Origin of the sequence: Marinobacter sp. OP 3.4 (assembly GCF_036224885.1) — a bacterium.
GTDB lineage: Bacteria > Pseudomonadota > Gammaproteobacteria > Pseudomonadales > Oleiphilaceae > Marinobacter.
This window is the reverse complement of record NZ_JAVVLT010000006.1, coordinates 79,688-101,122: the sequence shown is the minus strand read 5'-3', so window position 1 is coordinate 101,122 and position 21,435 is coordinate 79,688. Positions and strand designations below refer to the sequence as shown.

22 protein-coding genes, 1 other RNA gene and 1 pseudogene are annotated in these 21,435 nt (G+C 61.5%); 13 read left to right on the top strand and 11 right to left on the bottom strand.

All coding sequences use genetic code 11. The features are described from left to right. The 4 genes from pheA to purU all read right to left on the bottom strand — a co-directional run. Positions 1-673, bottom strand: a 673-nt coding sequence (gene pheA / locus RO069_RS01010) for a chorismate mutase (RefSeq protein ID WP_328184703.1), incomplete at its 3' end; no start/stop codon positions are given. 2 nt (positions 674-675) lie between these two features. Next, entirely contained in the window at positions 676-1,758 is a 1,083-nt protein-coding gene (gene serC / locus RO069_RS01005) for a 3-phosphoserine/phosphohydroxythreonine transaminase (RefSeq protein ID WP_328184701.1), read from the bottom strand. Continuing rightward, positions 1,751-4,372 carry a DNA gyrase subunit A gene (gyrA, locus tag RO069_RS01000; protein ID WP_328184700.1) on the bottom strand — a complete coding sequence of 874 codons (2,622 nt, stop codon included), beginning with the start codon at positions 4,370-4,372 and terminating at the stop codon, positions 1,751-1,753. The genes serC and gyrA overlap by 8 nt, the downstream gene beginning before the upstream one ends. Positions 4,373-4,447: 75 nt before the next feature. Continuing rightward, entirely contained in the window at positions 4,448-5,302 is an 855-nt protein-coding gene (gene purU, locus RO069_RS00995) for a formyltetrahydrofolate deformylase (RefSeq protein ID WP_328184699.1), read from the bottom strand. A 154-nt stretch (positions 5,303-5,456) separates the two neighbouring features. On the opposite strand from purU, the gene ggt reads away from it, so the two are divergent. Then, positions 5,457-7,178 (top strand): gamma-glutamyltransferase, encoded by a 1,722-nt coding sequence (ggt, locus tag RO069_RS00990; RefSeq protein WP_328184698.1) that lies wholly within the window; start codon positions 5,457-5,459, stop codon positions 7,176-7,178. Here ggt and RO069_RS00985 read toward each other — a convergent pair. Beyond that, positions 7,172-7,627, bottom strand: coding sequence for an acyl-CoA thioesterase (locus RO069_RS00985; protein WP_328184696.1), 456 nt, complete (start codon positions 7,625-7,627; stop codon positions 7,172-7,174). The two genes, ggt and RO069_RS00985, sit on opposite strands and share 7 nt — an antisense overlap. An 82-nt stretch (positions 7,628-7,709) precedes the next feature. Between RO069_RS00985 and RO069_RS00980 the strand changes: the two genes are divergently transcribed. After that, positions 7,710-8,459 (top strand): substrate-binding periplasmic protein, encoded by a 750-nt coding sequence (locus tag RO069_RS00980; protein ID WP_328184694.1) that lies wholly within the window; start codon positions 7,710-7,712, stop codon positions 8,457-8,459. A 102-nt stretch (positions 8,460-8,561) separates the two neighbouring features. Here the strand turns inward: RO069_RS00980 and RO069_RS00975 are convergent, their stop codons facing one another. After that, positions 8,562-11,690, bottom strand: coding sequence for a YncE family protein (locus RO069_RS00975; protein ID WP_328184692.1), 3,129 nt, complete (start codon positions 11,688-11,690; stop codon positions 8,562-8,564). 345 nt (positions 11,691-12,035) lie between these two features. On the opposite strand from RO069_RS00975, the gene RO069_RS00970 reads away from it, so the two are divergent. Then, positions 12,036-12,893, top strand: a complete 858-nt coding sequence (locus RO069_RS00970) for a helix-turn-helix domain-containing protein (RefSeq protein WP_328184690.1) — start codon at positions 12,036-12,038, stop codon at positions 12,891-12,893. Positions 12,894-13,011: 118 nt separating this feature from the next. After that, complete coding sequence (locus RO069_RS00965; protein WP_328184688.1) at positions 13,012-13,800, top strand: universal stress protein; 789 nt, start codon at positions 13,012-13,014, stop codon at positions 13,798-13,800. A 27-nt stretch (positions 13,801-13,827) separates the two neighbouring features. Here the strand turns inward: RO069_RS00965 and RO069_RS00960 are convergent, their stop codons facing one another. From RO069_RS00960 to RO069_RS22070, 4 genes and pseudogenes are all read right to left on the bottom strand, one after another. Further along, positions 13,828-14,169, bottom strand: coding sequence for a 4a-hydroxytetrahydrobiopterin dehydratase (locus RO069_RS00960; RefSeq protein ID WP_328184686.1), 342 nt, complete (start codon positions 14,167-14,169; stop codon positions 13,828-13,830). A 30-nt stretch (positions 14,170-14,199) separates the two neighbouring features. Further along, the gene (locus RO069_RS00955; protein ID WP_328184684.1) at positions 14,200-14,715 is read right to left on the bottom strand and encodes a hypothetical protein; all 516 of its coding nucleotides are present in this window, start codon (positions 14,713-14,715) and stop codon (positions 14,200-14,202) included. A gap of 20 nt (positions 14,716-14,735) precedes the next feature. Beyond that, positions 14,736-14,945, bottom strand: coding sequence for a hypothetical protein (locus tag RO069_RS00950; RefSeq protein WP_328184682.1), 210 nt, complete (start codon positions 14,943-14,945; stop codon positions 14,736-14,738). 33 nt (positions 14,946-14,978) lie between these two features. Then, positions 14,979-15,221 (bottom strand): annotated as a pseudogene (locus RO069_RS22070) (helix-turn-helix domain-containing protein); the annotation flags it as partial. Positions 15,222-15,382: 161 nt separating this feature from the next. Between RO069_RS22070 and RO069_RS00945 the strand changes: the two are divergent. Both RO069_RS00945 and RO069_RS00940 read left to right on the top strand, forming a co-directional pair. Further along, entirely contained in the window at positions 15,383-15,691 is a 309-nt protein-coding gene (locus RO069_RS00945) for a helix-turn-helix domain-containing protein (protein ID WP_328184681.1), read from the top strand. Positions 15,692-15,798: 107 nt separating this feature from the next. Then, positions 15,799-16,284 (top strand): hypothetical protein, encoded by a 486-nt coding sequence (locus RO069_RS00940; RefSeq protein WP_328184679.1) that lies wholly within the window; start codon positions 15,799-15,801, stop codon positions 16,282-16,284. Positions 16,285-16,398: 114 nt separating this feature from the next. Here the strand turns inward: RO069_RS00940 and RO069_RS00935 are convergent, their stop codons facing one another. Further along, complete coding sequence (locus RO069_RS00935; RefSeq protein ID WP_328184677.1) at positions 16,399-16,653, bottom strand: hypothetical protein; 255 nt, start codon at positions 16,651-16,653, stop codon at positions 16,399-16,401. Between the two features lie 86 nt (positions 16,654-16,739). Between RO069_RS00935 and RO069_RS00930 the strand changes: the two genes are divergently transcribed. The 7 genes from RO069_RS00930 to RO069_RS00900 all read left to right on the top strand — a co-directional run bounded on the left by RO069_RS00930 (position 16,740) and on the right by RO069_RS00900 (position 21,434). Beyond that, the gene (locus RO069_RS00930; RefSeq protein WP_328184676.1) at positions 16,740-18,707 is read left to right on the top strand and encodes a transposase domain-containing protein; all 1,968 of its coding nucleotides are present in this window, start codon (positions 16,740-16,742) and stop codon (positions 18,705-18,707) included. Between the two features lie 105 nt (positions 18,708-18,812). Then, positions 18,813-19,745, top strand: coding sequence for an AAA family ATPase (locus RO069_RS00925; protein WP_328184674.1), 933 nt, complete (start codon positions 18,813-18,815; stop codon positions 19,743-19,745). Next, positions 19,742-20,149 carry a hypothetical protein gene (locus RO069_RS00920; protein ID WP_328184673.1) on the top strand — a complete coding sequence of 136 codons (408 nt, stop codon included), beginning with the start codon at positions 19,742-19,744 and terminating at the stop codon, positions 20,147-20,149. The genes RO069_RS00925 and RO069_RS00920 overlap by 4 nt, the downstream gene beginning before the upstream one ends. A 5-nt stretch (positions 20,150-20,154) precedes the next feature. Beyond that, a complete protein-coding gene (locus tag RO069_RS00915; protein WP_328184671.1) occupies positions 20,155-20,772 on the top strand; it encodes a DUF3164 family protein in 618 nt (205 codons plus the stop codon). Positions 20,773-20,827: 55 nt separating this feature from the next. After that, positions 20,828-21,127 carry an HU family DNA-binding protein gene (locus RO069_RS00910; RefSeq protein ID WP_328184669.1) on the top strand — a complete coding sequence of 100 codons (300 nt, stop codon included), beginning with the start codon at positions 20,828-20,830 and terminating at the stop codon, positions 21,125-21,127. Then, positions 21,120-21,374, top strand: a complete 255-nt coding sequence (locus RO069_RS00905; RefSeq protein ID WP_328184667.1) for a hypothetical protein — start codon at positions 21,120-21,122, stop codon at positions 21,372-21,374. The genes RO069_RS00910 and RO069_RS00905 overlap by 8 nt, the downstream gene beginning before the upstream one ends. Continuing rightward, positions 21,372-21,434: hammerhead ribozyme type II (locus RO069_RS00900), an RNA gene on the top strand. Before RO069_RS00905 ends, RO069_RS00900 begins: the two co-directional genes overlap by 3 nt. The last annotated feature ends 1 nt before the right edge of the window (position 21,435 follow it).

The following is a 21,435-nucleotide window of genomic DNA, read 5'->3' as shown; positions in this document are numbered from 1 at the left end:
CGGCATTGCTGCTGACCGTGACCCGCTCCACCCCGTACTGGTGGGCATCCAGCCACTGGCGGCACTGGGCAAAGGACTGCTGATGCGAGTAGATACGGGTCAGGGGCTGGTCGCCGCTGTCCGGCGAGCGCATCAGATGGTGGTGGATACGCAGCTGCACCTCGCCGCAGATCTTCAGCGGTGACGACATGAACATGTCGAGGGTATGGTTGATCATGCCTTCGGTGGAATTCTCCACCGGCACCACACCGTATTGGGCGGCGCCGGATTCCACTTCCCGGAACACCGCGTCGATGGCGGGCATGGGCACGGAGATCACGGAATGGCCGAAATGCTTGAGCGCCGCTGCCTGGGTGAAGGTGCCGGCGGGGCCAAGGAAGGCAATCCGCATGGGCTGTTCCAGGGCCAGGCAGGCGGACATGATCTCCCGGAACAGCCGAGCCATTTCCTCATCCGCCAGCGGGCCGGGGTTGGAGTCCTTGATGCGGCGCAGCACCTGGGCTTCCCGCTCCGGGCGATAGAAGAAGACATCCTCGCCGGAGTTGGCCGAGGTCTTCACATGGGCCACTTCCTGGGCGCATGTCGCCCGCTCGCTGATCAGGTCCATGATCTGCTGGTCGAGGCTGTCGATCCGGTCCCGGAGCTCTGCCAGCCGGGTCTGCTCGTCACTCATGGTCAGCCATGCTCCTTCACAAATCCGGCCATATAGTCGATCAGGGCGTCCACGCCCGCTTCCGGCATGGCGTTGTAGATGCTGGCGCGCATGCCGCCCACACTGCGATGACCCTTGAGGTTCAGCAGCCCCCGGGCCTCGGCGCCCTTTAGGAAGGCGCTGTTCAGGCCGTCGTCCGCCAGGGTAAACGGCACGTTCATCCAGGAACGGAAGCGGGGATCAATGGGGTTGGCGTAGAAGTCGCTGCGGTCAATGAAGTCATAGAGCTTGGCCGACTTGCGACGGTTGAGCTGCTCCATGGCCGCGACACCGCCCTGCTCTTTCAGCCACTTGAACACCAGCCCGGCCAGATACCAGGAGTAGGTTGCCGGGGTGTTGTACATGGAGCCATTATCGGCCAGCACCTGATAGTTCATCATGGTCGGCGTTTCCGGTCGGGCCTTGCCCAGCAGGTCCTTGCGGATGATCACCACCACCAGACCCGATGGGCCGATGTTCTTCTGGGCACCGGCGTAGATCAGGCCGAACTTCGACACATCCAGTGACCGGGAGAGAATGGTGGAGGACAGGTCCGCCACCAGGGGCACATCACCGCTGTCCGGAATGAAATCGTACTCCAGCCCGCCAATGGTCTCGTTCGGTGTGTAGTGGAGATAGGCTGCATCGGCGCTGGTGTTCCAGGTCTCCTGCAGGGGCACAGTGGTGAAACCACTGTCCTCGCTACTGGCGGCCACGTTCACATCCGCGTAACGGCTGGCTTCGGCAATGGCCTTCTTCGACCAGATGCCAGTATTGATGTAGTCCGCCCGGCCCCGGTCACCCAGCAGGTTCAGGGGTACGGTGGCAAACTGGCTGGAAGCGCCACCCTGCATGAAGAGTACGCTGTAATCCTCTGAAATACCGGCCAGTTCACGCAGATCTTTCTCGGCGGTTTCGGCAATTTCCACGAACTCATCGCTGCGATGGCTCATCTCCATCACCGACATGCCGGTGCCGCGCCAGTCCAGCATTTCATCTCTGGCCTGCCGCAGCACGGGCTCCGGCAGGGTCGCCGGGCCGGCGCAGAAGTTGTACGCCCTACTCATCGGCGGCTTCCCCATTGCTGTCGTTGCTGCCGTTTTCCGCACCGGAATCCTCACCGGCTTCCGCTTCTTCGGCTTCCTCGTCGTCGCTTTCGGCGATCCGTTCCACACCCACCAGACGCTCATCTTCCTGGGTCAGGCGGATCAGGCGGACGCCCTGGGTGTTCCGGCTGAGGACGGACACCTCGTCGGTACGGGTACGCACCAGGGTGCCCTTGTCGGAGATCAGCATCATCTCGTCGCCATCGAACAGCTGCAGCGCCGTCACCAGGTTGCCGTTACGCTCGGAACACTGCATGGCAATAACGCCCTGACTGCCACGACTGTAGGAAGGGAACTCGTCAAATGTCGTGCGCTTGCCGTAACCATTTTCACTGGCCGTAAGGATGACACCACCATCCTGGGGGATGATCAGCGAGACCACATGGTGCCCTTCCGGCATCCGGATGCCGCGAACACCACGGGCGGTCCGGCTCATGGGGCGTACCGCTTCCTCGTTGAAACGCACCGCCTTGCCAGCGGTGGAGAACAGCATCACCTCGGAATCGCCCTTGGTGATGGCGGCACCGATCAGGGCATCGCCCTCGTCCAGGTTCAGGGCGATCAGGCCGTTGGAACGGGGGCGGGAGAAGTTCGGCAGCGGCGTCTTCTTGACCACGCCGTTGGAGGTAGCCATGAGTACATAGTGGTCTTCCGGGTAGTCCCGTACCGGCAGGAAGGTGGTTATACGCTCGTCCTCGCCCAGCGGCAGGATATTCACCATAGGCCGGCCGCGTGAACCACGGCTGCCCCGGGGAATCTCGAACACCCGCAGCCAGTAGACCTTGCCACGGTTGGAGAAGCACAGGATGGTGTCGTGGGAATTGGCCACCAACAGTTTTTCGATGAAGTCCTCATCCTTCATGGAGGTGGCGGCCTTACCACGGCCACCCCGGCGCTGGGCCTGGTAATCCTCCACCGCCTGGGTCTTGGCGTAGCCACCGTGGGAGATGGTGACCACCAGGTCTTCCTCGTCGATCAGGTCCGCCACCGTCAGGTCACGGCGGGAGCTGATGATCTCGGTGCGGCGCTCGTCACCGTATTCGTCAACGATGGCCGCCAGCTCGTCACGGATCACCTGCAGCAGGCGTTCCGGATTGCCGAGGATGTCCAGCAGGTCGGCGATCTTCTCGATGATTTCCTTGTATTCGTTCTGGAGCTTCTCGGTCTCCAGGCCGGTCAGGCGGTGCAGGCGCAGGTCGAGGATGGCCTGGGCCTGTTCCGGTGACAGGTGATAGAGATCGTCACGCAGGCCATAGATTTCCGGCAGGTCATCCGGGCGGCAGGCGTCCTTGCCGGCCCGCTCCAGCATGGCCAGCACATCGCCGGGGGCCCAGCCCTTGTCCATCAGCTTTTCCTTGGCTTCGGCCGCGGACGGCGACGCCTTGATCAGCTCAATGATCTCGTCGATGTTGGCCAGGGCAACGGTCAGGCCTTCCAGGATATGCCCCCGCTCCCGGGCCTTGCGCAGCTCATAGATGGTGCGACGGGTGACCACTTCCCGACGGTGGCGCACGAACGCTTCCAGCATTTCCTTCAGGTTGAGGATCTTGGGCTCACCGTTGAGCAGCGCCACCATATTGATGCCGAACACGGTTTCCAGCTGGGTCTGGGCAAACAGGTTGTTGACGATCACGTCCGGGTTCTCGCCCCGGCGCAGCTCGATCACCACCCGGATGCCTTCCTTGTTGGACTCGTCCCGCAGCTCGGTGATGCCTTCCAGGCGCTTTTCCTTCACCAGCTCGGCGATCTTCTCGATCAGGCGGGCCTTGTTGAGCTGGTATGGCAGCTCGGTGATGATGATGGCGTCGCGCCCGGTTTTCTTGTCGGTCTCGATCTCGTGACGGGCGCGGATGTAGATACGACCGCGGCCTGTACGGTAGGCCTCGACGATGCCGGCACGACCGTTGATGATGCCCTCGGTGGGAAAATCCGGCCCCGGGATGATCTCCATCAACTCGTCGACGGTGGTGTCCGGGTTGTCAATCAGCGCCAGGCAGCCACTGACCACTTCGGTCAGGTTATGGGGCGGAATGTTAGTGGCCATGCCCACGGCAATACCGGAAGAACCATTGACCAGCAGGTTCGGCACCCGTGTCGGCAGCACGTCCGGAATTCGCTCGGTGCCGTCGTAGTTGTCGACGTAGTCCACCGTTTCCTTGTCCAGGTCCGCCAGCAGCGCCTGGGCGAGCTTTTCCATGCGGATCTCGGTGTAACGCATGGCCGCCGCGTTGTCACCGTCGATGGAACCGAAGTTGCCCTGCCCGTCCACCAGCGGATAACGCAGGGAGAACGGCTGGGCCATACGCACGATGGTGTCGTAGACCGCGGAGTCCCCATGGGGATGGTATTTACCGATCACGTCACCCACCACACGGGCGGACTTCTTGTACGGCTTGTTCCAGTCGTTGCCCAGCTCGGACATGGCGAACAGAACACGCCGGTGCACCGGCTTGAGGCCATCACGCACATCGGGAAGAGCCCGGCCAATGATGACGCTCATGGCGTAGTCCAGGTACGACTGCTTGAGCTCGTCTTCGATGTTGACCGGCAGGATCTCTTTGGCTAACTCACCCATCGAGAATGGTTCCTTTGAATTTGCTGGAAGTCGTGTTGTTTAAGCGATCAATACTACCACAATCAGGTAGTCGGCTCAGTCAAAAACCACGGTCTTGTTTTCGTAGGTAATGACCCGGTCCTCGACGTGGGCGCGCAGGCCACGGGCCAGGACATTCTTTTCCACATCCTTGCCCAGCCGCACCATGTCCTCGATGGCATCGCTGTGGCTGATGCGAATCACATCCTGCTCGATGATGGGGCCTTCATCCAGGTCCTGGGTCACGTAATGGCAGGTGGCGCCAATCAGCTTTACCCCCCGGCTGTAGGCCTGGTGGTAGGGCCGGGCGCCGGCAAAGGACGGCAGGAACGAGTGATGGATATTGATCACCTTGCCGCTGTATTGCTCACACACGTCGGCGGGCAGGATCTGCATGTAGCGCGCCAGCACGATCACATCCGCCCCATAGGACTGGAACAGGCCGTTAATCTCGGCAAAGGCCTCGGCCTTGTTTTCCTTGCTGACCGGAATACAGTGGTAGGGGATATCGTGCCACTCAACCATGCGACGCAGATCCTCATGATTGGAGATCACCGCCGCGATATCCACGTTCAGTTCACCGCTGTGCCAGCGATACAGCAGGTCGGCCACACAGTGGGACTCCTTGCTGCACATGAGCACCACCTTCTTGGGCTGGGCCGAGTCGGCAATGTGCCAGCTCATCTCGAACTCCCGGGCGATGGGCTCGAAGGCGGTACGGAACTGGTCCAGACCGAAGGGAATGGAACTGGCCTTGATCTCATGACGCATGAAGAACCAGCCAGCCTGATTGTCGGAGTGGTGGCTGGCCTCGGTAATCCAGCCATTGTAGGTGGACAAGAAGTTACTGACTTTTGCCACAATACCCACCCGGTCCGGGCAGGAAATCACCAGACGGTATGTGTGTTCCATGAACCTGTCCTATAAGGGAACTGGAGAATACGGAAAACCGGGTTGATTCACGACCGGTGCCCATATGGAAAAATGACCGGCTATCATAGCTTAAACCGGCGCCGGAACGAAGATGTAGCCGGCGGTTCCGATGACAACAGACAAGGAGTGACCCATGCGACGCCCCCGGCCATATCGCCTCCCCATACTTGTCCTGCTGACCTTGCTGGCAGGGTACGGCAACGCCCAGGCCATCCTCGAGGGAGAGCGTCACCACCCCGTGCCAGGCAGCCAGGCCATGGTGGCCACCAGTCACCACAAGGCGACCGACGTGGCTCTGGAGGTCCTGAAGGACGGTGGCAATGCCGTGGATGCCGCGGTCACCGCCGGCTTTGCCCTGGCGGTGACCCAGCCCCGCTCCGGCAATATCGGTGGCGGCGGCTTCATGCTGGTGGCACCAGGCGATGGCGGCCCGGTGAAGGCCATCGACTACCGGGAAACCGCCCCGGCGGCGGCCACCCGGACCATGTTCCAGGACAGCGACGGCAATGTGGTGCCCCAGCGCAGCCGTTTCAGTCATCTGGCCTCGGGCGTACCGGGAACCGTGGCGGGGTTTGCCCTGGCCCTGGAGAAATACGGCACCATTACCCTTGCCGAGGCCCTGGCCCCCGCCATTGCCCTGGCCCGGGATGGCTTTGAGGTACCCCACCGCTTCACCGAGGGCCTGGAACAGGCCCGTGACCGCCTGACGCCCTGGCCCGCCACCCGGGCCACTTTCTACCGGGAGGACGGCAGCGCGCCCCAGCCCGGCGAGGTCTTCCGGCAGCCGGAGCTGGCAGCCACCCTGCAACGCATTGCCGACCACGGCATCGAGGATTTCTACGAAGGGGAAACCGCCCGCCTGATCGTCGACGAGATGGAGCGCGGCGGCGGCCTGATCACCCTGGAAGACCTGGCCGGCTACGAGCCGGTTATCCGCGAGCCGGTAAGGGGCAGCTACCGGGGCCACGAAGTCTTCTCCATGTCACCACCCAGCAGTGGAGGCACCCATATCGTCCAGATACTGAATATCCTGGAAGGCTACCCCATGGGCGACTACGGCCATAACTCGGCGCAGACCATCCACCTGATGGCCGAGGCCATGAAACGGGCCTATGCCGATCGTTCCGAATACCTGGGGGATACGGATTTTGTCGAGGTACCGCTGGAGGGACTGACCAGCAAAGCCTATGCGGAGCATCTCAGGAATGGGATCGACCGCCATGAAGCGACGCCCTCTGAACAGATCGCTCCCGGCAAGCCACAGCCCTATGAAAGCAACGAGACCACTCACTTTTCCATCGTGGACCAGTGGGGTAACGCCGTTTCAAATACCTACACCATCAACTTCAGCTACGGCTCAGGTATTACCGTGGCTGGCGCCGGCTTCCTGCTGAACAACGAGATGGACGATTTCAGCGCCAAGCCCGGTGTTCCCAATGCCTACGGCCTGATCGGCGGCGAAGCCAACCGTATCGAGCCCGGCAAGCGCATGCTCAGCTCCATGTCGCCCACCATTCTGCGCAAGGACGGCAGGAATGTCCTGGTGACCGGCAGCCCTGGCGGTTCCCGCATTATCACCACCACCCTGCAGGTGATCATGAATGTGGTCGACCATGGCCTGAACATCCAGTCGGCGGTGGCGGCGCCCCGCATCCACCATCAGTGGCTGCCGGACGAGATCCGTATCGAGCAGGGCATCAGCCCGGACACCATCGACCTGCTGGAGAGCATGGGGCACACCATCACGCCCCGGGCCGCCATGGGTGCCATCCAGAGCATCCAGGTGGATGATGACGGGCAACTGTGGGGCGCCGCGGATCCCCGGAGGAGCACCTCCAGCGCCCGCGGTTACTGATCCGCCTGGTCGGTGTCAGGTACCAGATCCGACAGCGCCTGCCGGATCTGGTCCGGAATCGGCGCCGGGCGATCGGTTTTCCGGTCCACGAAAACATGGACAAAGCGGCCCACGGCACAGGCCTCCTCCTCCCCCTGACGGAAAACGCCGATATTGTAGACCACCGAACTGTTCCCGAGCCTTTCCACCCGCAGCCCGGCCTCCACCCTTTCCGGATAGGCGATGGGGCGGAAATAGTCACAGGAGGAATTGACTACATAGGCAATTGTCTGACCGTTATGAATGTCGAGGCCACCCTGCTCAATCAGGTAACGGTTCACACTGCTGTCAAACCAGGCGTAATAGGTCACATTATTGACGTGTCCGTAGAGGTCATTGTCCGCCCATCGTGTGGTAATCTCATCGAAGACCGGAAACCCGGCCCGGCTTCGCAGATGTTCTGCTGTCATGCTTCTGCTTCCCGATAATTTACAAACTCAAGTAAGTTCGCCATGCTAATCGCACGATAATTCCAATTATAAAGATCCGCTCATGAGCAAGCTTCGTCGCACCATAGGCGCAGTGTCCCTCGCCGCGGCACTGGTCAGCTTCCCGTTCCATGCAGCGACCGCTGAGGATCGCCCGGTTATCCGTGGTGCCTTTATTGAGTTCCCGCCACTGGCCTACACCACGGACACCGGCGAGGTGGAAGGTACCTTCATTGACCTGTCCGAGACTGTCGCCGACCGGGCCGGATACCATATCACCTGGCAGGAACTCCCCATAGAACGGGTCTACCTGTATCTGGAACACGGTGATATCGACATGTGGCTCGGGTCGGCCGGCGTTCCCAAACTGGCTCCCTACACCCGGGAAACCGATTTCCATACCGGCAGTATCCGGCTCAACGCTTACTCCCGGGAGGGTGCGGCCCGGATTTCCTCCATCGAGGACCTCCGGGGTGAAAGCCTGATCCTGATCCGGGGCTATACCTACTGGCGCCTGCTGGACCCACTGAAGGAAGACCCGGATACCCAGATCACCATAGCCCCAAGCCATCTCTCTGCCCTCCGGATGCTGGCATTCAGGCGTGGCGACTACCTTGTCAACTTCCAGTCCCCCATGGACAACCTGCTCCAGGATAACCCCCTGCCCGACCTTCAGTATGACAATCTCCTGGACTGGCCCCTGACACTGATCTTCTCGGAAAAGGCATCGGACACCGACAGGATGGTCGAGAACCTTAACCGTGCCTGGAAGGACATGCAGGAAGATATCGAAATCATCGGGCAGGAATACTGAATAAGCCGTCCTTATTGCCTGGAGGAGTACGAAAAAACCCCGGCTCGCAGGCCGGGGTTCTATTTTTTCAGGCCTTGGCCCGATGACAAGACAACTGACGGATCAGTTGCTTGCCACGTTGCGAACACCGCTGCCCGGAGGCGTGCAGGTGAAGGTGACCGAGGTGTCCTCGTCGTTCACCCGGGACAGCAGCTCACTGCGGCTCAGGGACGGCGTGGCACGATCACCCGGTACGAACTTCTCGTTGGCATTGAACACCCAACGCCTGGTCTGGCCATCAAGCACCGCAGTGGCCACCAGGTCACACTCCGGACGTGGGTTGGTCACCAGCGCCCGCTCGATCAGCAGGTCCAGACGGGCCTGTACGTCGGAGCGATTGCGGTTGTCCGGGTTCAACGTCACCTGCTGACCCACGATGGGGTTCACCTCGGACGGGAACGCCAGGGCCAGGTCCTGGACCATCAGGCGGTTCTCCTCACCCAGCAGCAGGAACACCGGCGCGCTGAGGAAGTTGTCCACGGAACCGGACGCCCCCTGATTATCATAGCCGAAGCCACGAATCTGGGGACCACGCTCCGGACGATCCGCTCCGTTCTTGGCGAACATGCCAACCTTCTGGTACATGTTTCGCAGGTGCGGGATCTTCATATCCTCATCGACATCGCCCCCTTCCACAGACATGGTGCCGTCGGTGCCGAACATACCCTGATCCGGATCCAGCACGTGACAACCATTACAGTTGGTCACGAAGTCGGAGTTCACGGTGGTGTAGACCTCCATGGCCTCCTGCAGGCGCGGACTCAGGCTGTTATCCAGCGCCGCGACTGGATTGGGCGGGTAGGTCAGCTCCAGCGCGAATTCCGCGAAGCTGGTCATTTCCGCGTCCGTCAGTTCAGAGGAGCGGCCCACAAGACCCGGGAAGGCCTCGTTGAACTCCTTGAACGCCGCCATTTCGAGGGTTTCACCCGGATCCCGGTCCTCACCGGTGCGGTCACCCCGCCAGTGCATGGGGCCATTGCCTTTCAGGCCGCGCAGGCTCTGGGTGGCCATGGGGCCCTTCATGGCGTGGAAGGTCAGGTTACGACCGAAGGCCGGTACGTTCTGATTGTACTCGTTGGGGTTGTCCTCTGAGGCGATATCCGGGTTGCCCAGATCCCAGGACAGGTGATCCATGTCCCCGAACACATGACAACCGGCGCAGGAAGAATCCCCACGGCTTGAGGTGTAGGTGGCGTCGTACAGGAACCGACGGCCTTCGACCACCTTCTGTGGTTCAGGGTTATCCATGGTCACGTGGGCCAGCTCACTCATGGAACCTTCGATATCCACCACGGATACGCCGTTGTCAAAACGGGTCGTTACGAAAGCGCGTCCACGGGACTCATCCAGCACCACACCGGTGGCACCGCCACCACTGACCACCAGTTGATCGCTGGTGTTGGGCTGGAAGCTGTCGTTCTCCAGGGCACCGGTGTCATAGCGCACCAGCTTGCTGGACCCCATGGAGGCCATGAACAGGTCCTCGCCATCAGACGACACTGCCATCTGCAGCGGGATGGCGACGGCACGCTCCTTCTCGCTTGCCGTACCGTTGCCAGGCCCGGTGGAGTAGTCAATGTGCTTGTTCAGGTGGCGCGGCAGGGCATTATTGCCATCCACCACAGTGATCCGGCTTTCCACGAAATTGCCGTTCACGGTGGTGGAGGCCAGGCCGGGACCCTCGAAACGGGTCAGGTTGTTCGCTTCCTGGTTGGAAACGTACACATTGCCGTTGCTCGGGTTGACCGCCAGGTTGAACAGCGTGGTACCCACGCCACTGGTTCGGGAGGCCACCCGGGGCACGGACCCGGTGGTGTCGATCTCGAACACGTCATAATCCGGCAGCTCGAGCTTCACCAGATCGTTCCAGTTACGGGGGGCGTCGCCGTTGACAGGATCACCCGGCCCCATCCAGTTCTGGCCGTCAAACTGCACGATCAGCCCGGTACGGGGCTGCTCGGTGCCGTCAGCGGCAACCTGGGGCCCAGGCTTGTCGAGACCGCCATCGGGAATTTCCTCATCCAGGACCGTGGTCCGGTTACCGGAGTTGAAGACAGCGGTATACACCGTGCTGCCATCCGGGCTGCGGGCCAGGCCGCGCAGGGTGTCACCAAACATGTTGAGGATGGTGACAGGCTCACCACCAAGCTGGAAACCGGGGTTGTTGGCATCGAACACCCAGACATCCGCACGTCCGACGCCCGGCGTGGTCAACTCGGGATCGAACGGCACGTTCTGGCCACGGTGGGCGGCGGTAATGAAGGCCCACTGGTCGTTATTGCCGGCGAAGACAATGTCCCGGGGCTCGTCGCCCACCAGCAGGGTGTTCTCGATGCGGGCAGTAGCACCGGAAACATCGATGATGCTGACACTGTCGGACAGATGGTTGACCACCCACAGTTCACCGTCGTTACGCAGGGTTACGGAAACCGGCTCCAGGCCCACCGGAATGGTTTCCACCGGTGTCGGGGAAGCCCCGGACACATCAAAGACCTGCACGGTGTTGTCCGGCGTATTCACCACATAGAGGTGGTTACCGTCGGAGGACAGGGCCATGGGACGCACATGTCCGGATTCGAAGGTGACGAAATCCCCGGCTTCCGGCATGGGTTCGTCATCACCGCCGGGGTTGTCCGGATCATCGGGATCGTCCGGGTCATCAGGGTCATCCGGATTATCCGACGCATTGCCCTCAAGCAGGATGCTGCCCAGGCCCGCCCGCTCGAAGAAGCTGGACGCATTGATAGCGAATTGCAGGTATATCTGGTCCTGGCCATCAGCCACATCACCGATATCAACGGTCACCACGCCAGACCCGCTGCTGACGGACTGGACGGACTGGAACGTACTGCCGTCGCTGGACACGAAGGCCGTCAGTGACTCCACACTGTCAAACCCTGAAATGTCCCGGTAGAAGGACAGGGTCAGGTCACTGGCGCCGTTGATCGCGATGGGGCCGGAACGGACCCGGGTCTCGGTGGATCCGCCGCCACGCATGGCCACCTCACCCGCCGTCATGTTGTAGACGCGGCCCTGGTCGCTAAAGGCACCAAGGCCATCCGAGAAATTCTCTTCGAAAAGGACTGCCGCCGGCGCATTGGCCGCAGCCATGGCCAGGGCCAGGCCGGACAGATAGTAACGACATGCCGAGGCCCGCCCTCTCATAAGCGGTCGCCTGATGTTCTTATTCATTGGAACTCTCCATTGAACTCTCCCTGAAGGCAACCTACTGCTCCCTGGCTACCCTGTTTGCGTTATGCATTGTCCATACTGCAGAAGGCACGGACCGGAGCCGCCCTTGAAACTGGAACCCGTAGGATACCCGTGACCATGACCGCATCATTTGTGCGCAATGATAATTCGACACCATCTGAGCACTTGGTCACGCCGGTATAACCTCACTTCCAGCCAATACCGGGTAGGATATAGGGATGACAGAGAGCCGCTGACAGGCGCTGAACATCGTCTCGCGCCCGGGACCCGTTCAGGGGCTTCTCAGGGAGTTTGGAAAGACTTTCTTCCCATGGAGGGAACCCCGTGCAATCTCCGGTCGGCCGTGTGCCCACTCACATCTATATCTGGGATAACCGCGTACTTTACGCCGGTCCCACCCTGGCACCGCGCTACCGCAGCTACGGCAGCGCGGCCCTGCTGGTCGGCGTGGAGAGCAACCTGCGGGTACACCGGCAGACCCACGCCGACGAGACGGTGGACACCCGCTGCTGCCTGGTCAGGCCCGGCCTGCCGATATGGGTTGAGAGTGACAGCCCATCCGTTATGGTGCTGTTTCTTGATCCCTTCCTGCACGACTTCACCGCCCTGTCCGGAAGTGCGGACCGCCAGACCCGGGATATCCTCTGGCCCCTGGCTGGCGAAGATCACCTGGTGTCCCTGGCACGGCATGTCCTGGGAGCCTCCCTGTCTCCCCAGGCGGTACTGGGCACCCTGGTCAAACAGGGATTGCCGGACACCAACCGGCTGGACCCGGCCGGTGTCGACCCCAGGGTCGTCCGGGCCATCAGCATGATCCGGGGAGGGCGAACCCAGAACATCACCACGGAAGACCTGGCGGCAACGGTCAATCTCTCCGTGCCCCGGGTGATCCAACTGTTCCGCCAGTACCTTGGCATCTCCGCCGGTCGTTACCGGCAATGGCACCGCCTGCATGCCACGACACTGGCCATCGCCAATGGCCAGACCTTCACCCAGGCTGCCGTGGCGTCGGGGTTTTCCGACCTGGCCCATTTTTCCAATACCTTTCACGGCATGATGGGCATCATGCCATCCGGCCTGCTCAGGACCAGTGAAGGCGTCCGCTTCCATATCGATCCTCAACTGTCGGCGAAAGGTTTCAGCATCCTGTCCGGATCAGGCGCGTCTCTGGAAGTTTCCTGAATAGCACCGTCACCACAATGTGCTAGCTTTATATCAGGAAGTCCCTGAAAGGGTCCTGAATGTCATATCAGGCATTTCCCATGACTATCTGATGATGCTTCCAAGGAGCGTGCTGGATATGCTGAGCCATCTGATTCTGACCGTTGATTATTCCGACAACTGGGAACAGGCCATCAAGCAGTTGCCCCCCTTGCTGGAGCGACTTCGGACCAGAAGGCTGACGCTCACCTATGTGGTTGAGCCCCATACCCGAAAACACATCCGGGACAGCGACAGCGCCGTGGAGAGCAAACTCAGGGATCTGGCCAGGCAGTATGCCGAACACTGGGGGGTGGATACCGACTATGAGGTCCGCCACGGGTTCGTGGCCTCCTGCGTACTGGAACTGGCCCGCCACCACAAGGCCGATGGTGTTATCTGCTGCAGCACCCATCACTCGGCCGGTCGCGAACTGTTCCGGGGCAATATCACCATGAACCTGGCCCGTATGACGCGGCGCCCCCTGCTGATCCTGCCGGTTGAGGCACAGCCCTCCTCCCCCCAGTCGCCGGTGTTCCTCGCCACCGACGGTTCCGAGAATGCCCGTCGTTGCGAGGAGCTGTTCCAGATGCTGACGAGCGATGGCCAGGAAGGCCGGGTGGTCTGGGTGCGACCGGATGACGCACCGCCGGAAGCCGATGAGGTGGACAGGCTGGTTCACGATATTGCCAACAGCAAGGCCTCGGTCCATGCCAGGATCCTCACCGGGCATCCATCCCGGGAACTGTTGGCGTTGATCAGGGACAGCCAGCCGGCACTGACCCTGATCGGCAAGCGCGGCAGCACGCCCGAGGACCAATTCCCCCTCGGGCACACCGCAGAGACCGTTGTACGGGAAAGCCGCCACCCGGTGTTGCTGGTCCCCTGACCGGCGAACACCAGGACAGGGTACTGGCTATTCCTCGAACAACCTGTCGGTTCGCGCCGCCATGATGAAATCGTTACGGTGCAGGCCATGGATCTTGTGGGTCCACCAGCGCACCGTCGCCTTGCCGAACTCCAGCAGAATGGCAGGATGATGGCCCTCTTCCTCCGCCAGGTCTGCCACCCGGTTGGTGAAGGCCTGGGCCTGGACGAAATTGCGGAAGCGGAACTCCCGGCGCAACTGGTTGACCCCGTCCACCTTGATGACTTCCCAATCGGGCAATTCCTGCATCAGGGTGTCCTGCTCTTCCGGGGTAACAGTCGGCGCATCGGCCCGGCAGGCCTCACATTGCTCTTTTTCCAGTGCCGGCATATGGAGATCTCCCTGTATCTGTGCATTCCGTCAGGTTGTGTGCAGCCAATCAGTATGAGACACCCGGGATAACGTGGGATGAAATGTGATGATGTGGGACGAGGCCAGGCATGGCGGGAGTTTCGGGGCGTTTGATGGGCGGTGAGAAATCGAGGCGTCGGTTTGAGACATTCGGGCGTTCTGGTCTTTTGCGCCATCGGAAGTGAGACAGCCATTACTGGTGGGGTTACCGTCTTTAAAAACCTCGGAAGGGTTCTTTAAAACCAGCTTCCTTAAATGGTCCACCTGGCTGCGCAGTTCCTGGACTTCGTCACGAATCGCCTTGTCTGATGCCCTGCGCCCGTGGCTGCTGTTGTCTCGCCGGTTGCCTGGCTGGTCGCTCTCCCTTCTCCCGATATCCTGGTTACCGTCGCCAATGACCACGGTGCCTCGGTTGTTCACGATATCGCCAACAACGATCTGTGTCGACCCGCGTTTGTCCCTGCCCTTGCCTTCTTCCTCCTGCTCGATCACCTCATTGATTTTACTCAACAAATCGTCCAGCACTGCTTTCGTACCTCTTGTTGTTAACGGAATGCGGCCAGCTCAATCACGTTGTCCAGGCTGGCTTCGTCCATTGGCTTTTCCTGCTTGATATAGAACTCGTAGACCAGGCGGATGATGCGCGCGCGGGCCTTGGCGGACAGATCGGGCCGTCGTTGCTCCAGGAGCGCCAGGACCTTTGTGGTGATCTCTTCCATGGCATCCAGGTCTGGAGCGGACTGGGGCGCTTCCACAGGAGCTGAGGCTCCATGCTCCGGATCGCCCTCGCCCGTTGCGAGCCATTCCAGGGATACGCCAGATACCCGAGCCATTTTGATTAAGTTTGTTCGAGAAGGGTCAGATTGACCAGACCTCCATTTCGCCAGTACGGACGTGGATATCCCTGCCTTACTGGCCATCTTCGTGGAGCCGCCAGCCTTCTTTATGGCCTCAGCCACACGCTCTCGAAACGCGTCAACCTTCTCCACCTGAACATTGACGTCCTGATCCTTCAAAGTATGACGCGTCATAGTTGATCGCAACCCACTGTTTTATAAATACTTAATAGGTGTATATCCACAATCGTATAGACCATTCAAACATTGACGCCCACTAACGTGTTGACAGTGTCCACGTTCGTGGCCAATAATTAACTCATGAAGGACACGCACCCCACAAAGAGCGTTACTACATGAGTGAAAAAAAGAGCCCCAAAAAAACCAGCCCTAAGGACTGGCATCGCGCCGACATCGTCGCCGAACTGCGCAAGGCCGGCTGGAGTCTTCGACGCCTGGCAAAGCACCACGGCTATTCCGCAGAGACCACTCTGATAACCGCCCTGAATCGGCCCTGGCCAAAAGGCGAGGCACTGATTGCAAAGGCCATCGGCAAACCGCCGGAGACCATCTGGCCGGCACGGTATGCCCAGCGCACAGCAAAGCATAACACCTTGCAAGGTGTAGAGCAGCGAACAAAAACCCAGAACTCACAAGCAGCATAACGCGATCCCTAAGGTGCGGATTCGTGACCAGCATAGATAGCCATGGCTCACAGCCGCCAGAGCAACTTCGGGTTTTGTTTGGACCTGGTAATAGAGAGGCAATTCAAATGCGCCGCCGGAATTGGAAACGGGCCAACCCCACATCACTGAGGCATGCCATGGAACTGTGCCTCGACTATGGCAGGGAGAAGCGAAACCTGTCCGTTGAACGGGTGGCCGACCTGATGGGCATCCCCAGCAAATGGACCCTGTACAAGTATCTTGAAAACGGCCGTATGCCGGCCACCCTCATCCGTCCCTTCGAACACGCGTGCGGGGCGACCTTTGTCACCCAGTACATTGGCGCCTCTGCCCAGAAACTGTTGATCGATATCCCCACCGGACAGGCCGCCGACCAGGACGACCTGTTGACGCTCCAGACCGTTCTGAATGACACGGTCAGCCTGCTGGCGCAGTTCTATAAGGGCAACCTGGAAAGCGAAGAAGTGATGGGGGGGCTTACCGCTGCCATGGGTCAGCTGGCCGGCCACCGCTGCAATGTGGAGAAAGCAGCGGCACCGGAACTGGCTTTGTTTGAGGGAGACGCAGAATGAAGTTTAAACCCGGAAAGCGTTATTCACAGTTCAAAGCTCGCAATCGCCGCGTCGGTAAAAGTGCCATCTCTGCTCAATGGCTGAACAACGTTCAGAAAGAGCTTTATCAAGCACTCAGTGCAGCACCCGAGAGATCTCGGTCGACGGATCGTGGTCAGCATGGCGGAGGCCACTAACAACATGCTTCAGCACCAGTTCCACCATTTCTTGGTCATCGGGCAGCGCTTGAATCTGCTGCTCGAATACGTCTGCAACGCCTTCAACGTCTTTTATGGCGCCTTGTTTTTGCATCGCGTCGGCCAATACCACAACGGCAGTTTCAAGGCCGCTAATCAGGCCGACGATGGCTTTGAATTGTTTGTCTGTCATGGGGGCTCCCCTTTGTTGGTTGGTTCGGTTGGCACTATCAACCATAGCGGAGCGGTGAGCCCCCGCCAATTTACTGGAGGTGCTGCATGAGCCAGGAATGGTTTACCGCCAAAGAGTTGGCAGGCCTCCCCGGTGTCCCGGCGACTCACAGCGCCGTCGTTCGTCGGGCCAAGCGCGACGGCTGGAAAGATCGGCAGCGGTCAGGTCGTGGCGGTGGCCGCGAGTACGCCTTCTCCTCCCTTCCGATCGAGACCCAGGCCGCCCTGCTGAAGAAGCACGGCACGGGTACCACGGCAACCCGCAAGCCGGCACCGGTGGCCACGGCGACCACGGGCCGGGAGGAACTGTGGGAAGTGTACGACGCCGCCCCGAACACCATGAAGGACCAGGCCCAGCGCCGGCTCTCCATCCTGGAGGCCATCCAGCGCCTGCAGGACAGCGGGGCCACCAAGACCGAGGCCATCAACCAGGCCAGGGAGACCTACCAGGAATCCCGGGCCACGCTGTACCGCTGGGAAAAACTCGCGAACTCGGTGGCACCGGAAGACCGGCTGGCGGCCCTGATGCCCGCTTACCAGGGCGGTCGCCCGGAAGCCGAGTGTGACGAGGAAGCCTGGGACCGGTTCAAGGCCTTCTACCTGACCCCCGAACGGCGCACGGTCGCCCAGTGCTACGACCTGGTGGACCAGATGGCCAAGGCCAATGGCTGGAGCTGGCCGGCGCTGCGGACGATCAACCGCAAGGTCAAGCAGATCCCCCGGCACATCCGGGTACTCAACCGCGAGGGCGAGAACGCCCTGTTGCGACTGTACCCCTCCATGACCCGAACCGTCCGGGACCTGCACGCCCTGTACTGGATCAACGGCGACGGGTACCAGCACAACGTATTCGTGCGCCTGCCCAATGGTGAGATTGGCCGCCCGAAGACCTGGTTCTGGCAGGACATCTACAGCCGCCAGATCGTTGGCTACCGCGTCGACCAGAGCGAGAACACCGACATGATCCGCCTGGCCCTGGGCGATGTCATCGAGCACTACGGGATCCCTGAGCACGTCACCATCGACAACACCCGGGCCGCCGCCAACAAGTGGCTCACCGGCGGGGTATCCAACCGCTACCGCTTCAAGGTCAAGGAGACCGACCCCCTGGGCCTGCTGCCGCAGCTCGGTATCCAGGTGCACTGGACATCGGTGGTTGCCGGCAAGGGCTGGGGCCAGGCCAAGCCGGTGGAGCGGGCCTTCGGTGTGGGCGGCCTTGGGGACTATGTCGACAAGCACCCACGGTTCTCAGGTGCCTATACCGGCCCGAACACCACCGACAAACCCGACAACTACGGCGAGACCGCCGTGGAGTGGGAGGTGTTCATCAAGACCCTCCGGCAGGCCATCGACCACTGGAACGCCAAGGCCAACCGCCGCACCGAGATCTGTGCCGGCGTGAGGAGCTTCCAGCAGGCCTTCCAGGACAGCTACCAGCGCCATGCCGACAAGATCCGCCGGGCCACCGCCGCCCAGCGCCGGCTGTGGCTGATGCAGGCCGAGTCGGTCCTGGTCCAGCGCGACGCCACCGTGGCCCTGACGATCGGCAACGGCCCCAACGGCAAGAACCGCTACGGCTCGGACTTCCTGGTGGACTACGCCGGTCAGCGTGTCGTGGTGCGCTTCGATCCGGACCAGCTGCACGAGCAGGTCCACATCTACCGCAACGACGGCCGTTACCTGGGCGCCGCTGACTGCCTGCTGGCCGCCGGCTTCGGTGACACCAACGCAGGCCGCGAGTGGAACCGCGAGAACAAGCGCCGCAGCAAGGCCGCCAAGCTGGCCTCCCAGGCCGAAAAGCGGATGTCCGCCCTGGAGGCTTCCGAGTATTTGCCGGAGCCGGAGGACTCGGTACCGGAAGCGGACACCAATGTCCGGCGTGGTGACTTCGGGCGGGTACAGAAGGCCGTGGCCGGCAGCGACATTGTCGACCAGCCCTATCAGTCACCGGCGGACAAGTACGGATTCAACGACGCCATGGAGCGGCATCTGAGGAAGTTCAAAGGGGAAGCATGAAAAAGCCCGGGAGTGGCAGCTCCCGGGCCCGAACCGGCCCCGAAGGGCCATCACTTAAAAAGCGAGAGGTCAATATAGCACATGACACGGGAACAGCGACAAATCATGAAAGCCAGACGCAACGAGGCCCTGGTCTCCCAGGTCGAGCAGATCATTGCCGACGAAGGGCTGACCCAGGCAGCGGTATCCAAACTCACCAACGTCAATGCAGCCCGTCTCAACCAGTGGTTAAAGGGCACTTACACCGGCGATAACGGGAAGATCGAGCAGGCCATCCAGCGCTGGCTGGACTCCCGCGAGTCTGAGGCGGAGCTGGACGGCAAGCTCCCCGAAGATACCGACTGGGTGCGCACCCCCAGCGCGGCCTCGGTGCTCTCGGCCCTGAGCTTTGCCCAGATGGCCGGATCCATCAGCGTGGTGTACGGCGGCGCCGGCATCGGCAAGACCACCGCCATCCGCACCTACCAGAACCAGGCCCCCAACGTGTGGGTGGTGACGGCCACCCCGACCGTGGCCCGGCCTGGTCCGATCCTGACCCGGATCGCCCAGTCGCTGAACCTGCGCACCACCGGTGCCGTGCACGTGATCGAGAGCAATATTATCGAGCGCGTACAGGGTACCCGGGGCCTGATCGTGATCGACGAGGCACAGCACCTGTGCCACCGGGCCCTGGACTCCATCCGCTCCATCCACGATGCCACCGGTGTGGGCGTGTGCCTGGCCGGCAACGAAATCGTCTATGCCCAGCTGACCGGCGGTACCCGGGCCATTGGCTTCGCCCAGCTGTTCAGCCGGGTGGCCAAGCGGGTGCGCCTGAGCAAGCCCACCGATGCCGATATCACCGCCATCCTGGACGCCTGGGGCATCACCGACCGTGACAGCCGCAAATTCTGCATGGCCATTGGCAAGCGCCCCGGCGCACTGAGGGGCCTGAGCCAGACCCTGCGCCTGGCCAGCCTGTTTGCCAACAACGTGGGCGAGCCCCTGAGCCTGCCCATCATCCGTGATGCCTGGGCCGACCTGGGAGGTGATCTGTGACACGCATGTACCCAACCGCCTACCTGGAGTACCACGCGGACCAATACGCCGCCGCCATGCTCCACAAACAGGGCGTGAGCCTGGACCAGTACCTGGCCGACCCGGCCCGGTACCAGGACCTGCTGACCCGCCCGTTTCCCCTGCTGCCGGCACAGACCCGCGTGCGCACCCAACTGATGCGCAAGGAAATCCAGCGGGAACGCCTGGAGAAATTCGCCGACCTGGTGCGGGAAGAACAGCGCCAGGAGATCGAGGCCCAGCTGGAAAAGGAGCTGGACGAGTACCCACGCAACAACGTGCGGCCGTTTGAGCCCATGCGCCACCGGCGGTTTCCGAAGCGTCGCGGGTTTGCCTGTGGATTCCGCCGGGCCCGCAACACCACACCAACCCCCACACGAGGCTGAGAACCATGAGCACTGAACACAACGCGGACCAGTTCCGCCGTAACGCCAAGGGGCACCTGGTGCCCGTGGAGCAAATCAAGGACGTCGACCGCTTGCGGGACGACCTGGTGCAGAACGTCATCAGCCAGGTGCTGGCTCTGCAGGCCGAAATGCGCCGGGTGAAAGCCCTGTTGACCGATGAGGTGGATGCCTTCCTGGAGCTGTCGGCCCGGGAATACGACACCAGCTACGGCGGCAAGAAGGGCAATGTCACCCTGGCCTCGTTCGATGGCCAGTACCAGGTGAAGCGGGCCGTGGCCGACCACCTGGCGTTCGACGAGCGCCTGCAGGTGGCCAAGGAGCTGATCGACCAGTGCATCCACGAGTGGACTGCCGGCAGCCGCAGCGAGGTCCAGGCCCTGGTGGAACACGCCTTCCAGACCGACAAGGAGGGCAAGATCAGCACCGCCCGGGTGCTGGGCCTGCGCAGCCTGAACATCCAGGACGAGCAATGGCAGAAGGCCATGCAGGCCATCATGGATTCCATCCAGGTGACCGGCAGCAAGAGCTACCTGCGCTTCTACCAGCGCCAGGGGGTAGACGGCCCCTACCGGCAAATTCCACTGGATGTGGCGGCGCTCTGAGCGCCCGCCACACCACCACGCAAGGAGTTACCCGATGACCAACGAGGAGAACACCATGAACAAGAACCAACTGATTGAAGCCCTGATCGCCGGCCACCACGGACGCCGCCAGAACATGGAGATCAGCAAGGCCGACATGGAAGCCGTTGTCGACGCCCTGGGCGAGATCGCCCAGGACCGCCTGGCCGCTGGCAGCGAAGTGCCGCTGCCGGGTATCGGCAAGCTGGTACCGGTGGAGCGTGGGCCCCGATCGGGCCGCAATCCCCAGACCGGCAAAACTCTCCTGATACCGGCTTCGGTCAGTGCGAAGCTCAAGCCGGCCAAGGCGCTGAGGGAGGCACTCAACCATGGCTGAGAACAACGTGGAGCAGTGGCTGGCCGACTGCGGCAAGCCGGCAACCATCACCATTCTGCCGACCAAGGATGGGATCCAGCTGGCGCTGCGCTTTGGCGAGGAGAAGGCCAACCTGGAAAAACCGACGATGGTCCAGGGGCTCGCTCTGGTGGGCTGTGAGGCCATCCGCAAGGCGATCCGTGACCAGCTGGACGTCAGGTCCGAGGAAGTAGTCCGCATGGATGCGCAGGACCAGAAATCCCACTAGCGAAACGCCCTGCGGGGCGTCTGCCGGGCGTGGTGGTCCGGTACTGATGAGCAGCCACCTG

What these genes read in the sequence shown, in the direction of transcription:
- serC (WP_328184701.1), bottom strand. Translation starts at nt 1,758, where the DNA reads ATGAGTAGGGCGTACAACTTCTGCGCCGGCCCGGCGACCCTGCCGGAG.
- gyrA (WP_328184700.1), bottom strand. Translation starts at nt 4,372, where the DNA reads ATGGGTGAGTTAGCCAAAGAGATCCTGCCGGTCAACATCGAAGACGAG.
- purU (WP_328184699.1), bottom strand. Translation starts at nt 5,302, where the DNA reads ATGGAACACACATACCGTCTGGTGATTTCCTGCCCGGACCGGGTGGGT.
- ggt (WP_328184698.1), top strand. Translation starts at nt 5,457, where the DNA reads ATGCGACGCCCCCGGCCATATCGCCTCCCCATACTTGTCCTGCTGACC.
- RO069_RS00985 (WP_328184696.1), bottom strand. Translation starts at nt 7,627, where the DNA reads ATGACAGCAGAACATCTGCGAAGCCGGGCCGGGTTTCCGGTCTTCGAT.
- RO069_RS00980 (WP_328184694.1), top strand. Translation starts at nt 7,710, where the DNA reads ATGAGCAAGCTTCGTCGCACCATAGGCGCAGTGTCCCTCGCCGCGGCA.
- RO069_RS00975 (WP_328184692.1), bottom strand. Translation starts at nt 11,690, where the DNA reads ATGAATAAGAACATCAGGCGACCGCTTATGAGAGGGCGGGCCTCGGCA.
- RO069_RS00965 (WP_328184688.1), top strand. Translation starts at nt 13,012, where the DNA reads ATGCTGAGCCATCTGATTCTGACCGTTGATTATTCCGACAACTGGGAA.
- RO069_RS00960 (WP_328184686.1), bottom strand. Translation starts at nt 14,169, where the DNA reads ATGCCGGCACTGGAAAAAGAGCAATGTGAGGCCTGCCGGGCCGATGCG.
- RO069_RS00945 (WP_328184681.1), top strand. Translation starts at nt 15,383, where the DNA reads ATGAGTGAAAAAAAGAGCCCCAAAAAAACCAGCCCTAAGGACTGGCAT.
- RO069_RS00940 (WP_328184679.1), top strand. Translation starts at nt 15,799, where the DNA reads ATGCGCCGCCGGAATTGGAAACGGGCCAACCCCACATCACTGAGGCAT.
- RO069_RS00935 (WP_328184677.1), bottom strand. Translation starts at nt 16,653, where the DNA reads ATGACAGACAAACAATTCAAAGCCATCGTCGGCCTGATTAGCGGCCTT.
- RO069_RS00930 (WP_328184676.1), top strand. Translation starts at nt 16,740, where the DNA reads ATGAGCCAGGAATGGTTTACCGCCAAAGAGTTGGCAGGCCTCCCCGGT.
- RO069_RS00925 (WP_328184674.1), top strand. Translation starts at nt 18,813, where the DNA reads ATGAAAGCCAGACGCAACGAGGCCCTGGTCTCCCAGGTCGAGCAGATC.
- RO069_RS00915 (WP_328184671.1), top strand. Translation starts at nt 20,155, where the DNA reads ATGAGCACTGAACACAACGCGGACCAGTTCCGCCGTAACGCCAAGGGG.
- RO069_RS00910 (WP_328184669.1), top strand. Translation starts at nt 20,828, where the DNA reads ATGAACAAGAACCAACTGATTGAAGCCCTGATCGCCGGCCACCACGGA.
- RO069_RS00905 (WP_328184667.1), top strand. Translation starts at nt 21,120, where the DNA reads ATGGCTGAGAACAACGTGGAGCAGTGGCTGGCCGACTGCGGCAAGCCG.